Source organism: Citrobacter sp. SX206, from assembly GCF_024181025.1.
Taxonomy (GTDB): Bacteria; Pseudomonadota; Gammaproteobacteria; order Enterobacterales; family Enterobacteriaceae; genus Citrobacter; species Citrobacter youngae.
The window spans coordinates 4,164,345-4,177,124 of sequence record NZ_CP049738.1 but is presented as its reverse complement, the minus strand read 5'-3'; the positions used below and the strand labels follow the sequence as shown (position 1 = coordinate 4,177,124).

General features: G+C 50.2%; 15 protein-coding genes. 8 read left to right on the top strand and 7 right to left on the bottom strand.

Features of this window, described 5'->3' with window-relative positions:
- Positions 1-7 precede the first annotated feature (7 nt).
- The gene (gene aspA, locus G8S19_RS20200) at positions 8-1,444 is read right to left on the bottom strand and encodes an aspartate ammonia-lyase (RefSeq protein ID WP_048212919.1); all 1,437 of its coding nucleotides are present in this window, start codon (positions 1,442-1,444) and stop codon (positions 8-10) included.
- 337 nt (positions 1,445-1,781) lie between these two features.
- Between aspA and G8S19_RS20195 the strand changes: the two genes are divergently transcribed.
- Entirely contained in the window at positions 1,782-2,261 is a 480-nt protein-coding gene (locus G8S19_RS20195) for an FxsA family protein (RefSeq protein WP_048212918.1), read from the top strand.
- 40 nt (positions 2,262-2,301) lie between these two features.
- Here G8S19_RS20195 and yjeH read toward each other — a convergent pair whose 3' ends face one another.
- A complete protein-coding gene (gene yjeH, locus G8S19_RS20190) occupies positions 2,302-3,549 on the bottom strand; it encodes an L-methionine/branched-chain amino acid transporter (protein ID WP_048212917.1) in 1,248 nt (415 codons plus the stop codon).
- A 275-nt stretch (positions 3,550-3,824) separates the two neighbouring features.
- Between yjeH and G8S19_RS20185 the strand changes: the two genes are divergently transcribed.
- From G8S19_RS20185 to G8S19_RS20175, 3 genes are all read left to right on the top strand, one after another.
- Positions 3,825-4,118, top strand: a complete 294-nt coding sequence (locus G8S19_RS20185; protein ID WP_005120976.1) for a co-chaperone GroES — start codon at positions 3,825-3,827, stop codon at positions 4,116-4,118.
- 43 nt (positions 4,119-4,161) lie between these two features.
- Entirely contained in the window at positions 4,162-5,808 is a 1,647-nt protein-coding gene (gene groL, locus G8S19_RS20180; RefSeq protein WP_003025464.1) for a chaperonin GroEL, read from the top strand.
- Between the two features lie 252 nt (positions 5,809-6,060).
- A complete protein-coding gene (locus G8S19_RS20175; protein ID WP_003025468.1) occupies positions 6,061-6,414 on the top strand; it encodes a DUF4156 domain-containing protein in 354 nt (117 codons plus the stop codon).
- Between the two features lie 179 nt (positions 6,415-6,593).
- On the opposite strand, the gene yjeJ is transcribed toward G8S19_RS20175, so the two are convergent.
- The gene (yjeJ, locus tag G8S19_RS20170) at positions 6,594-7,457 is read right to left on the bottom strand and encodes a YjeJ family protein (protein ID WP_253685798.1); all 864 of its coding nucleotides are present in this window, start codon (positions 7,455-7,457) and stop codon (positions 6,594-6,596) included.
- A 183-nt stretch (positions 7,458-7,640) separates the two neighbouring features.
- Positions 7,641-8,669 (bottom strand): EF-P beta-lysylation protein EpmB, encoded by a 1,029-nt coding sequence (gene epmB, locus G8S19_RS20165; RefSeq protein ID WP_048212915.1) that lies wholly within the window; start codon positions 8,667-8,669, stop codon positions 7,641-7,643.
- A gap of 41 nt (positions 8,670-8,710) precedes the next feature.
- Between epmB and efp the strand changes: the two genes are divergently transcribed.
- The 3 genes from efp (at position 8,711) to ecnB (ending at position 9,765) form a co-directional block, all read left to right on the top strand.
- A complete protein-coding gene (efp, locus tag G8S19_RS20160; RefSeq protein ID WP_003025478.1) occupies positions 8,711-9,277 on the top strand; it encodes an elongation factor P in 567 nt (188 codons plus the stop codon).
- A gap of 99 nt (positions 9,278-9,376) precedes the next feature.
- The gene (gene ecnA / locus G8S19_RS20155; protein WP_040232999.1) at positions 9,377-9,511 is read left to right on the top strand and encodes a lipoprotein antitoxin entericidin A; all 135 of its coding nucleotides are present in this window, start codon (positions 9,377-9,379) and stop codon (positions 9,509-9,511) included.
- A gap of 107 nt (positions 9,512-9,618) precedes the next feature.
- Positions 9,619-9,765, top strand: coding sequence for a lipoprotein toxin entericidin B (gene ecnB, locus G8S19_RS20150; protein ID WP_003025482.1), 147 nt, complete (start codon positions 9,619-9,621; stop codon positions 9,763-9,765).
- A 30-nt stretch (positions 9,766-9,795) separates the two neighbouring features.
- Here ecnB and G8S19_RS20145 read toward each other — a convergent pair whose 3' ends face one another.
- Positions 9,796-10,395: a LuxR C-terminal-related transcriptional regulator gene (locus G8S19_RS20145; protein ID WP_048212914.1), complete on the bottom strand. Its 600-nt coding sequence runs from the start codon at positions 10,393-10,395 to the stop codon at positions 9,796-9,798.
- A gap of 259 nt (positions 10,396-10,654) precedes the next feature.
- Here G8S19_RS20145 and sugE point away from each other — a divergent pair, with 259 nt between their 5' ends.
- The gene (gene sugE / locus G8S19_RS20140; RefSeq protein ID WP_000118520.1) at positions 10,655-10,972 is read left to right on the top strand and encodes a quaternary ammonium compound efflux SMR transporter SugE; all 318 of its coding nucleotides are present in this window, start codon (positions 10,655-10,657) and stop codon (positions 10,970-10,972) included.
- Here sugE and G8S19_RS20135 read toward each other — a convergent pair.
- The gene (locus tag G8S19_RS20135) at positions 10,969-11,502 is read right to left on the bottom strand and encodes a lipocalin family protein (protein WP_253685796.1); all 534 of its coding nucleotides are present in this window, start codon (positions 11,500-11,502) and stop codon (positions 10,969-10,971) included. The two genes, sugE and G8S19_RS20135, sit on opposite strands and share 4 nt — an antisense overlap.
- Before the next feature lie 93 nt (positions 11,503-11,595).
- Entirely contained in the window at positions 11,596-12,741 is a 1,146-nt protein-coding gene (blaCMY, locus tag G8S19_RS20130) for a CMY-2 family class C beta-lactamase (protein WP_253685794.1), read from the bottom strand.
- Between the last annotated feature and the right edge of the window lie 39 nt (positions 12,742-12,780).

Below are 12,780 nucleotides of genomic sequence, written 5' to 3'. Positions count from 1 at the left end.
TACACGATTACTGTTCGCTTTCATCAGTATAACGTTTTGCTTTATAAGCCGGGTGCATCAGGTTCTGTGCAGAGAAGATATCGTCCAGTTCTGCCTCGGTCAACAGACCGCGCTCCAGGACAACTTCACGCACGCTCTTACCGGTTTCGGCACAAATTTTACCGACGATATCGCCGTTGTGGTGACCGATGAACGGGTTGAGGTAGGTGACGATACCGATGGAGTTATAAACGAATGCTTCACACACTTCTTTGTTAGCAGTGATGCCGCTAACGCATTTTTCCAGCAGGTTGTAGCAAGCATTGCTCAGAATGTGGATAGATTCGAACATTGCCTGGCCGATAACAGGTTCCATTACGTTCAGCTGCAGCTGACCTGCTTCAGATGCCATGGTAACAGTGACGTCGTTACCGATGACTTTAAAGCACACCTGGTTTACAACTTCTGGAACAACCGGGTTCACTTTTGCTGGCATGATGGAAGAGCCCGCCTGCAGTTCCGGCAGGTTGATCTCATTCAGGCCGGCACGTGGGCCAGAGGAGAGCAAACGCAGGTCGTTACAGATTTTGGACATTTTCACAGCCAGACGTTTCAGTGCACCGTGCACCATAACGTATGCGCCGCAGTCGGAGGTGGCTTCAATCAGGTCTTCTGCAGGAACGCAGGCGAAACCGGTCACTTCAGCCAGTTTTTGCACTGCCAGCGGAGAGTACTCTTTCGGTGTGTTCAGACCCGTACCGATTGCAGTTGCGCCGAGGTTAACCTCCAGCAGCAGCTCAGCGGTACGGCCAATGTTTTTCACTTCTTCTTTCAACAGTACGCTGAAAGCACGGAATTCCTGACCGAGGGTCATCGGTACAGCATCCTGCAGCTGGGTACGACCCATTTTCAGGATGTCCTGGAATTCAACAGCTTTTTGCTCGAAGCCTTCACGCAGCTGGTTCAGAGCATCAATCAGTTTGATGATGGATGCGTAAACAGCGATACGGAAACCGGTCGGGTAAGCGTCGTTGGTAGACTGACATTTGTTGACGTGGTCGTTCGGGTTCAGGTACTGATATTCACCTTTCTGGTGACCCATCAGTTCCAGACCGATATTGGCCAGCACTTCGTTGGTGTTCATGTTGACGGAGGTACCCGCACCACCCTGGTAAACATCTACCGGGAACTGATCCATGCATTTTCCGTTATTCAGGACTTCATCACACGCCGCGATGATGGCATTTGCCACGCTCTTAGGAATAGTTTGCAGCTCTTTGTTGGCCAGTGCCGCTGCCTTTTTAACCATTACCATGCCGCGAACAAATTCAGGAATGTCACTGATTTTGTTGTTGCTAATGTAGAAGTTTTCAATCGCTCTCAGAGTGTGGACACCATAGTAAGCGTCCGCTGGAACTTCCCTGGTACCCAACAAGTCTTCTTCGATACGAATGTTGTTTAACATGTGAACCTTCTTTTTCAAGCTGCCAATGATTTGACTAAACACACAGGATATATGTGATTTCGATTGTTTCTCGACCGACGATTATCCCCTGCATCGGTCTGATACCCGAGATCATATGCTGGTTCAGGATTTCTACCGTAATCTGGATCACTTAAAGCGTGGAATTTACCCCTTATTTATTATTCTGTGAAATAGATCACCCCTTTAGGATTAACACCAAATATTAGTGTACAAGCAGCTTGAAATTTTGCTAATCACCCCAATATTAGAGTGATGCAAGTCACACAATTTTCGAGCAGTTGTTGGTGAAAACGACTGTTTTCAACAGGAGAGCCCTTTGCGCTGGATACCATTACTTGCCATTTTTCTCTACGTTTACATAGAGATATCTATTTTTATCCAGGTTGCCCATGTGCTGGGTGTCCTGATGACGCTGATTTTGGTTATTTTTACCTCGGTTATCGGTATGTCTCTGGTTCGTAACCAGGGGTTTAAGAACTTTTTACTGATGCAACAGAAAATGGCAGCAGGTGAAAGTCCGGCTGCAGAAATGATCAAGAGCGTGTCGCTGATTATCGCCGGCTTGCTGTTGGTGTTGCCTGGTTTCTTCACCGATTTCCTCGGTCTTCTTCTTTTATTACCTCCGGTGCAGAAACATTTGACCATGAAGTTGCTGCCACATTTGCGTTTTTCGCGTATGCCAGGTGGTGGATTTAGTGCCGGAACCGGTGGAGGTGAGACCTTCGACGGTGAATTTCAGCGTAAAGACGATGAGCGCAACCGTCTTGATCATAAAGACGACGATCGTCGCGACTGACCCTGCAGGCCCGGTAAGTGCTACCGGGCTTTCTTATTGCTTATTTGGCCTCAGCCATTTTCCGGCTCGGTAAAAACAGCCACAGCCCTGCCAGCATAATCAGCGCATACAGGCTCTTCCAGCCTACCATCGCTAACAGCAGCAGACACAGAAGACCGCCAATAACCGCCAGCGCGCGGTATTGTCCTTTCAGTAATCGACATCCCGCCAGCATGCACAGCAGATAAATCATAATAAAGATGCCGTTAGCGTAGATGATTAACGCGTCGAGATTGATTTGCAGCATATAGATGCACAATGTACTGACGACGCAGCAGCCCAATACGGCGTTTAGCGCATTGCCCGGAAGATGGCGAGGGGATAGACGAGCCAGACAGCTCTCAGGTTTATATTGTGCTTGCGACCACACCAGACGGGCGAAACTTTGGATATAAATGTTCAGGCTGGCAAAGCAGGCCAAATAACCAATGATGCAGGCAACCCACAGGGCGTGAACGCCAAACAGTTGAACGACGATTTCAGGCAGCGATGCCGCCGCCGCCATCTGCTCTCCGTACGCACCAAAATGAAGTACAACGACGGTACATGCCCAGTACACGGAACCGGCCAGTAGCAGACCTATCATCAGCGCGCGTGGGAAATCCCGCTCCGGATTTTTGAATTCAGAGGCCAGGTGTGCGAACGCTTCAAGGCCAACAAAGCACCAGAACATCACCGACAGCGCGGCAAAAAGCCCGGGAAACTCAATTTTGTCGATGGCAGGAAAGGGGATCTCACTCGGTTTCAACTCGCCAGCCCACCAGATGGCGACAATCAGCGCGACGATCAGTCCGGCAATCACCGTTTGCAGGTTTGCGCTGGAGCTGGCACCCCGCGAACCGATGTACCAGACCAATACCAGCGTGCCGAGCTCTGCTAACAGAAGCTGCCAACCATGCCAGCCAAACATTGCCTGGCCGAATCCGGCGGCAATGTGCAACGCCGCAGGTAACCCCACTGGAATTACCGATAAAAAAAGCCACCCGGTAACGCGCTCAAGCCGTGAGCCAAAGGCCATGCCGACAAAATGCGCCACGCCGCCTGCGCTGGGAAAATGGCGACCGAGTACGGCAAAGACAATCGCCACCGGAAAGACTAAAACGATCAGCACCGGCCATGCCCACAGGCTGTTGTTGCCAGCAACCAGCGCGGCAAGTGCGGGGACGGCGAAAACGCCTGTACCTAACAATGATGTCGACAACAGGCCAACGCCTTGAGCCAGTCCCAGCTCTTGTTTTAATCCGCTCATAAGTTGTTATCCGGTTATGCCCATGTACCGGGCTACAGCGCAGATTTTCGATGGTATCACAATCGGATTTGCTTATGACGACGTAGCTGAAATCGTTATGAAATGTGAGGCGTGTCGGTGTTTTGACGGGATTTTCTGCTGATAAAAATTTTTTTTCGCTTGCCCCCTTGAAGGCACAAAAGCCCATCCCCATCTCTCTGGTCACTAGCCGGGATACCGTTTACGGGCCGGCGTCACCCATAACTGATAAAGACTTTCTCAAAGGAGAGCTATCAATGAGTATTCGTCCGTTACATGATCGTGTGATCGTCAAACGTAAAGAAGTTGAATCCAAATCTGCTGGTGGCATCGTACTGACCGGTTCCGCTGCAGGTAAATCAACTCGTGGCGAAATCATCGCTGTCGGTAAGGGTCGCATCCTGGACAACGGTTCTGTACAGCCGCTGGACGTGAAAGTCGGCGATATCGTCATTTTCAACGATGGCTACGGTGTTAAATCTGAGAAGATCGACAATGAAGAAGTGTTGATCATGTCTGAAAGCGACATCCTGGCAATCGTTGAAGCCTAATCCGCGAACGACACTGAACATACGAATTTAAGGGAAAGAGAAAATGGCAGCTAAAGACGTAAAATTCGGTAACGACGCTCGTGTGAAAATGCTGCGCGGCGTGAATGTACTGGCAGATGCAGTGAAAGTTACCCTCGGTCCAAAAGGCCGTAACGTAGTTCTGGATAAATCTTTCGGTGCACCGACTATCACTAAAGATGGTGTTTCCGTAGCACGTGAAATCGAACTGGAAGACAAGTTCGAAAACATGGGTGCGCAGATGGTGAAAGAAGTTGCCTCTAAAGCGAACGACGCTGCAGGCGACGGTACCACCACCGCAACCGTACTGGCTCAGTCCATCATCACTGAAGGCCTGAAAGCTGTTGCTGCGGGCATGAACCCGATGGATCTGAAACGTGGTATCGACAAAGCTGTCGCTGCTGCCGTTGAAGAACTGAAAGCACTGTCCGTACCGTGCTCCGACTCTAAAGCTATTGCTCAGGTTGGTACCATCTCCGCTAACTCCGACGAAACCGTAGGTAAACTGATCGCTGAAGCGATGGACAAAGTCGGTAAAGAAGGCGTGATCACCGTTGAAGACGGTACCGGTCTGCAGGACGAACTGGACGTAGTTGAAGGTATGCAGTTCGACCGTGGCTACCTGTCTCCTTACTTCATCAACAAGCCGGAAACTGGCGCAGTAGAACTGGAAAGCCCGTTCATCCTGCTGGCTGATAAGAAAATCTCCAACATCCGCGAAATGCTGCCGGTTCTGGAAGCCGTTGCGAAAGCAGGCAAACCGCTGCTGATCATCGCTGAAGATGTTGAAGGCGAAGCGCTGGCAACTCTGGTTGTTAACACCATGCGCGGTATCGTGAAAGTCGCTGCGGTTAAAGCACCTGGCTTCGGCGATCGTCGTAAAGCAATGCTGCAGGATATCGCTACCCTGACCGGTGGTACCGTTATCTCTGAAGAGATCGGTATGGAGCTGGAAAAAGCAACTCTGGAAGATCTGGGTCAGGCGAAACGCGTTGTTATCAACAAAGATACCACCACCATCATCGATGGCGTGGGCGACGAAGCTGCAATCCAGGGTCGCGTGACTCAGATTCGTCAGCAGATCGAAGAAGCAACTTCCGACTATGACCGTGAAAAACTGCAGGAGCGCGTAGCGAAACTGGCAGGCGGCGTTGCGGTTATCAAAGTTGGTGCTGCGACTGAAGTTGAAATGAAAGAGAAGAAAGCCCGCGTTGAAGATGCCCTGCACGCTACCCGTGCTGCGGTAGAAGAAGGCGTGGTTGCTGGTGGTGGTGTTGCGCTGATTCGCGTAGCGTCTAAAATTGCCGGCCTGAAAGGTCAGAACGAAGACCAGAACGTAGGTATCAAAGTTGCGCTGCGCGCAATGGAATCCCCACTGCGTCAAATCGTACTGAACTGCGGCGAAGAGCCGTCTGTAGTGGCTAACACCGTGAAAGCTGGTGACGGTAACTACGGTTACAACGCTGCAACTGAAGAATACGGCAACATGATCGACATGGGTATCCTGGATCCAACCAAAGTAACTCGTTCTGCTCTGCAGTACGCGGCTTCTGTTGCGGGTCTGATGATCACCACCGAGTGCATGGTTACCGACCTGCCGAAAGGCGATGCACCTGACTTAGGTGCTGCTGGTGGTATGGGCGGCATGGGTGGTATGGGCGGCATGATGTAATTGCCCACACCCTGCATCCTTCAGGCTGCAGATGCGTTGGCTGCGTTTGCTAACCCCAGTCACTTACTTGAGTAAGCTCCTCGGGATTAACAAACTGGCCGCCTTCCTGCAACCAGAATGATTTGGGTGCTCATCTCCCAGAATTGAGAAACCCCCGGGCAGAAATGTCCGGGGGTTTTTCTTTTGGTCATCTTTTTAGTATATGATTCAGCTACGGACATAACGTCCAACTAATTGATTATGGGGAATGACATGCACGTGAAATATTTAGCAGGGATCGTTGGTGCCGCGCTACTGATGGCGGGTTGTAGCTCCAGCAACGAACTGAGTTCAGCCGGGCAAAGCGTACGCTTTGTCGAAGACAAGCCTGGCGCAGAGTGCCAACTGATAGGCACGGCAACCGGTAAGCAAAGCAACTGGCTTTCTGGCCAGCACGGCGAAGAGGGCGGCTCAATGCGTGGCGCAGCAAACGATCTGCGTAACCAGGCTGCGGCAATGGGCGGTAACGTGATTTATGGCGTCAGCAGCCCATCGCAGGGAATGCTGTCCAGCTTTGTTCCTACCGCCAGTGAGATGATTGGGCAGGTTTATAAGTGCCCTAACTGATTACACTTCATCCTTCAACCAGCCTCTTTGTTGGCTGCGCTGTGAAACCCCAGTCACATAGTTATCTATGCTCCTGGGGATTTTCTTCGCTTGCCGCCGCGATGCAGATTGAATGATTTTGTGTAATAAAGTGGCCTGGACAGGCTCATGCAATCGTAGGCCTGATAAGCGCAGCGCCATCAGGCATTCTGAGTCTTATGCGCAGACTGAACGCGTAAATGATGCAGCGCGCGCAGGCACTGATCCTGATTGAGCTTTTGCGTCTTATCACCCGTCAACGTTCTGACAAACACCTGGCACGGCACGCCGGCAAGTTTTTTCAGCCGTGGGCTGAAATCGAGCAGACGACGGGTAATGGCTTCGGCCTCTTTACTGCCGGAAGCGGCGCGAGTTTTTACTACCGAACCACAGTACTGGAATTTTCCTTTATCATCCGTATAGCGGTAAATAATCGCCAGATAATGATTAAACAGGTTATGTTTCCATTCGGGTTGTGTATAAGAATCGTATTCCAGATTGTCGTTTTGCTGGCAATCCACATCGTACAGCGGCAGGAAATCCAGCAGCGATGTAATTCGTAGCGCTAAATCCCGCATGCCAGCATTATTTATTGCATGAATAATTGCATGCGCCAACACCTGAATCTGTAATTCATTAACCAGTAATTCATCTGTTTTCCCGTCATGCAACGTCAGAGAAAATGCTAAGTTCTCCCCTTTATCATCCACTAACGTCAGTGAATTTATGCGACGGTTAATATCCGCATTCTTTAACTCATCTTCCTGAATTAAAGGAATATTTTCGTGCATCTTTTTGCTGGCTTTCTCGCATTCTTTCTCATATTTCACACGCTCGTCTTCGCTTAGTTGATGTTTGGCGTATAGCTTGCTTTCCAGAGCAATAAACAAGTCTCTTAGCCCAAGCGGAGAAAGAAAAAACAGCGACTCTTTATTTCTTGGTTCTTTTATCTTTAATGCCAAAGCAACAAATTCATTCTTCTGACGAATAACGCCGGTATTAATACCTTTAATACTGATAGCCATCAAAGGTTCTCCCTAACCATATATTTATTGATGTTCTGCATTTGAAACTATTGATAAAATTTACGAATGAATGATTTTACAGCGCTAATTAAAATAGCACAGATTAAAAGTGTGGCTCCACTTGTTGGAATTGAAATGATAAGTAATCGTGCCGAGTGTCCGAAATCGGACACTCAATAATGACTATTGTTGGCGTAACTGCAAATCCAACGGCGTTTTACTTGGCTCACCGCCAATTTCGCGCGCCAGTTTTGGGACCATATAGCCTGAAATCAGCGTCAGCAGCTCTCGCATGATTTTCCGTGCCTCATCGTCACTCACCATAAAGTGAGCGGCTCCCTGCACTTTATCCAGTACATGCAGGTAATAGGGCATTACGCCCGCATCAAACAGTGCATTGCTCAGGTTTGCCAGCGTTTGTGCGTTGTCGTTCACGCCACGCAGCAGGACGCTTTGGTTAAGCAATGTGACACCCACTTTACGCAAGCTGGCCATTGCCTGACGAAATGTCTCATCAATTTCGTTCGCGTGATTAATGTGATTGACCAGCAGAATCTGCAGGGAAGAGTGTGCAAAACGCTCGACCAGTCCTTCAGTAATACGCGCCGGGATAACAATCGGCAAACGGCTGTGAATTCGCAGACGCTTAATATGCGGGATGGCTTCCAGTTGCGTGAGCAACCAGTCCAGTTCATGGTCTTTGGCCATTAACGGATCGCCACCGGAGAAGATAATCTCATCCAGCTCAGGATGTGCGCTAATGTAGTCCAGGGCGACCTGCCAGTTGCGCTTATTGCCCTGGTTTTCAGCATACGGGAAGTGTCGGCGGAAGCAATAGCGACAATTTACCGCACAACCGCCTTTAACCAGCAATAGCGCCCGGTTGCGATATTTGTGCAGTAATCCAGGAACGACGCTGTGCTGCTCTTCCAGTGGATCGGTCGAGTAGCCCGGTGCGGAAACGAACTCTTCCTGAGAAGTAAGTACCTGACGCAAAAGCGGATCGTCTGGATTGCCTTTTTCCATGCGGGCAATAAACGCACGCGGTACGCGCAGGGCGAAAAGCCGTCTCGCATCGCGTCCGGCCAACAGTTTTTCATCTGCGTCTATATTCAAAAGATGCAGAAGTTCATCAGGATCGGTCACAACATCGGCAAGTTGCGATAACCAATCTTCTCTGGATGGGGTATTTAGGGTTACAATATGCGCCATTTTGTGGCTTAGCTACCAGTTAACAATTTTCAGAGGGCCTTATGGCAACGTACTATAGCAACGATTTTCGTGCTGGTCTTAAAATCATGTTGGACGGCGAACCTTATGCGGTTGAAGCCAGCGAATTCGTTAAACCAGGTAAAGGCCAGGCGTTTGCGCGCGTTAAGCTGCGTCGCCTGCTGACCGGTACTCGCGTAGAGAAAACCTTCAAGTCTACCGACTCCGCTGAAGGCGCAGACGTAGCCGACATGAACCTGACTTTCCTGTATAGCGACGGTGAGTTCTGGCACTTTATGAATAACACCACTTTCGAACAGCTGGCTGCTGACGAGAAAGCGGTAGGCGATAACGCTAAATGGCTGCTGGACCAGGCTGAATGCATCGTGACCCTGTGGAACGGTCAGCCGATCTCCGTGACTCCGCCGAACTTCGTTGAGCTGGAAGTCGTTGAAACCGACCCAGGTCTGAAAGGTGACACTGCAGGTACTGGTGGTAAACCAGCGACGCTGTCCACCGGTGCAGTGGTTAAAGTTCCGCTGTTCGTACAGATCGGCGAAGTCATCAAAGTGGATACCCGCTCTGGCGAATACGTATCCCGCGTGAAGTAATATTCTTCATCTTTCAGGCTGCATCAGGCGGCCTGAATGATTTTGCGTATTTCTAAGATGTGGGTGCAGATTGCTGCGCCATACTTTTCCAGGGCAGGAATGATGAAACGTCTTCTCGGTCTTGTAATGCTTATCCTTTTCACCAGCACCCTCCTGGCGGGCTGTAATACGGCGCGCGGCTTCGGTGAAGATATCAAACATCTCGGTAATTCAATTTCTCACGCTGCCAGCTAGTCCCCTCATGTTGTCTTAAAAACGGTCGTTTATCCGTCACCCCCCCGGATCTTGTCTATTATTAAGTAGCTATACACAAACAATATTGGCTAAAAAAGGAAGACGTTATGGTTAAGAAGACAATTGCTGCGATCTTTTCTGTGTTGGTACTTTCTTCCGTATTAACGGCGTGTAATACGACGCGAGGCGTAGGTCAGGATATTTCTGAGGGCGGTAGTGCCATTTCTGGTGCAGCGACAAAGGCTCAGCAATAGCTATGAACGGTACGACGCACCGTCGTACCGTTAATTCATCTTCTCAGGTAGAGAGAGAAACGGTGAAAAGCGGTTCCCCAGGTGCAGCTTCATACGGATATTTCGCTTATAGGTGTATACCGTCTTACCATGAATGCAGAGCGCGGCGGCTATTGCATTGTTATCAACGCCATCCATCCACAACGACAGTACCTTCTCTTCCTGTGGTGTAAGCAGCGGTGTGGCATTTTTAGGTGTATCCAATACGGGGCGGATCTGTAGTGCATTCTGGATCGTGCGCGAAAGATCATGCAACGCGATGTGTTTGGACAATGTCGAGTGAACGGCAGAGTGAGGGGGATCGATTGGGTTATGCGATCGGTCGCCTGATTGTAGTAAAATCAGCGGGATGGCGCCGCAGCTCATAAAAAATGGTGCGATGGGGGGGCTGGAGTGAATATCGCTGAGAAAACTACATAAATCTGCGATTACCAGATGTGGCTTCCACTGCAAAATATGCTCTTTAGCCAACATCAGATTATTAATCCCTGACACCAGAAATGAAGAGTTGAACATACCAGAATGATTAAGCAAGGCCTCTATCCCTGTGCGGGTGAAGTGGCACCGGTCAATCACTAAAATTTTAAGCATAAACCTTTCGCATTCAGAAGAGGATCAAATGGCTTTCTGAGTTCAGAAAGCTCTTCATCATAGAGAAGTCCAATGTGAGCCAAATGCGGGAACTACGCCTCTAATTGGGCTTAATTCTTGCTTTAAGTAAGCAATGAATAAAAAGGTTGAAATTCATTTTCTCCCGGGCAAAAATGCCATTTCATACATCCGCTTTGCAGGACGACCTGCAAACGCATCTTTCACCCGGGGACGGCCCCATTGTGTACTGGAGCCAGTCATGTCCTGGATCGTTTTACTTATCGCGGGCCTGCTTGAAGTTGTCTGGGCTATTGGTCTGAAATATACCCACGGTTTTACCCGTTTAACGCCAAGTATTATCACCATTGCGGCGATGATCGTCAGTATCGCTATGCTTTCCTGGGCGATGAGAACGCTACCGGTTGGTACGGCTTATGCCGTCTGGACCGGCATTGGCGCCGTCGGGGCGGCCATTACAGGGATTTTGCTGCTGGGTGAATCTGCCAGCCCGGCGCGTTTGCTGAGCCTTGGGCTGATCGTTGCTGGCATTATTGGTCTGAAGCTGAGCACTCACTAAGCGCCAGGCTGTTTCACCCAAATCAGCTTATTCACCTCAAATCCCTCCCGGGTCGCGACTGCCAGCATCTGCTGTTTCATCTCATCTGAAATCGTTGGGGTGCGAGAGAGGATCCACAGATAGTCGCGATCCGGGCCGCAGACCAGCGCATGACGATATTCCCTATCGAGAGCAATCACGTTATACCCACCATAGAAAGGGCCAAAGAACGAGACCTTAAGAGCAGCCCGGCCAGGATCGCCGGTGAAATAGGCTTTGCCTTCCGTTTTTTGCCACATTTCCCTGTCCGGGTTATAGCCTTTGTTGATGACGTTGAGCCCACCATCATCGCGCAGGCTGTAGGTTGCGGTCACTTTTTCCAGCCCACGTTCGAATCGATGGTCGAAACGCGCAATTTCATACCAGGTGCCGAGATAGCGTTTGGCATCAAAGTTATTCACCACGGTAACGCCTTTCGGCGGTGTAGGAGAACTGCAGGCAACAACCAGAAATGCAGCCGTAACTGCAGCAACAACGGGCAGAATGCACATGGGATATTCCTTGCTGTATTTTTGTTAAGTGTAGATGACAGCAGGAAAAGAAGTGGAAGAAAGGAGGCCCGACGGAGCGGACCTCAACGCCGGTTACTGCAGTTTTTCAAGGATGCGCCATGCCGCGTCGACGCGAGCAGGATTCGGGTAGCTTTTATTGGCCAGCATCACGATGCCAAGATTTTTCTCCGGAATAAAAGCCACATAACTACCAAATCCGCCAGTCGAACCTGTTTTATGTACCCAGGAGGCTTTTACTGCGGGGGCAGGTGGGTTTACCTCAACGGCCGGAAGCGCCGCCAGAGCGATTTTACTGTCGCTGCCGTTGATAATAGTGTCTGCTTTTACCGGCCAGTTAAGCATTTCCCAGCCTAAGCCCTGGTACATCTCACCAATGCGCCAGTAACGTGACTGTGCGAGCCCGATGCCCTGCTGCAGGGTTTTCTCCTGCACGTGGCTGGCGTCCATATTGGCCTGAACCCAGCGAGCCATATCCATAATGCTGGATTTCACACCATACGCTTCGGCATCAAGCTGGCCCGGCGAAACATGTACGGGCTTGCCATCGCGATAGCCCCAGGCATAATCTCGTTGCTCGTTCTGCGGAACGGTAATCCAGGTGTGTGTGAGTTTTAATGGCTGCAGGACGCGTCTGATCATCGCCTCTTCGTAGCTCATTCCAGAGGGTTTCACCGCCAGTACGCCAAACAGACCAATGCTGGAGTTAGCATAGAGACGTTTAGCACCCGGGGCCCACTGGGGTTGCCAGTTTTGATAAAAGCGCAGTAATGCGGTTTTATTCGTCACCTCGTTGGGGATCTGAAGCGGCAGGCCACCTGCCGTGTATGTGGCTAAGTGCAGCAGACTAATGTTCTGCCACTGTTTGCCTGTGAGTTCCGGCCAGTACCGGGTGACCGGATCGCTGAGTTTGATTTCGCCGCGGGCGATCGCATCGCCGCCCAGCACGCCATTGAAGGTCTTACTGACTGAACCGAGTTCGAACAGTGTGTTCTGTGTAATCGGACGATTATTGGCGATATCAGCTTTACCCCAGGTAAAGTAATACGGTTTTCCCTGGTAGATAACGGCCACGGCCATACCCGGAATAGCCTGCTCCTGCATCAACGGGGTGATGGTGCGATTAACGATATCGGCAATCTGTTGTTCTGTTTTTGCGGCGGCAAACGTTGAGAAAGAGGCTGTCAGCAGTAGTGCGCAGCATAACGATTTTTTCATCATGAAATCATTTCCGTAATAAAAAGCGAAAGGGTGTCCGGG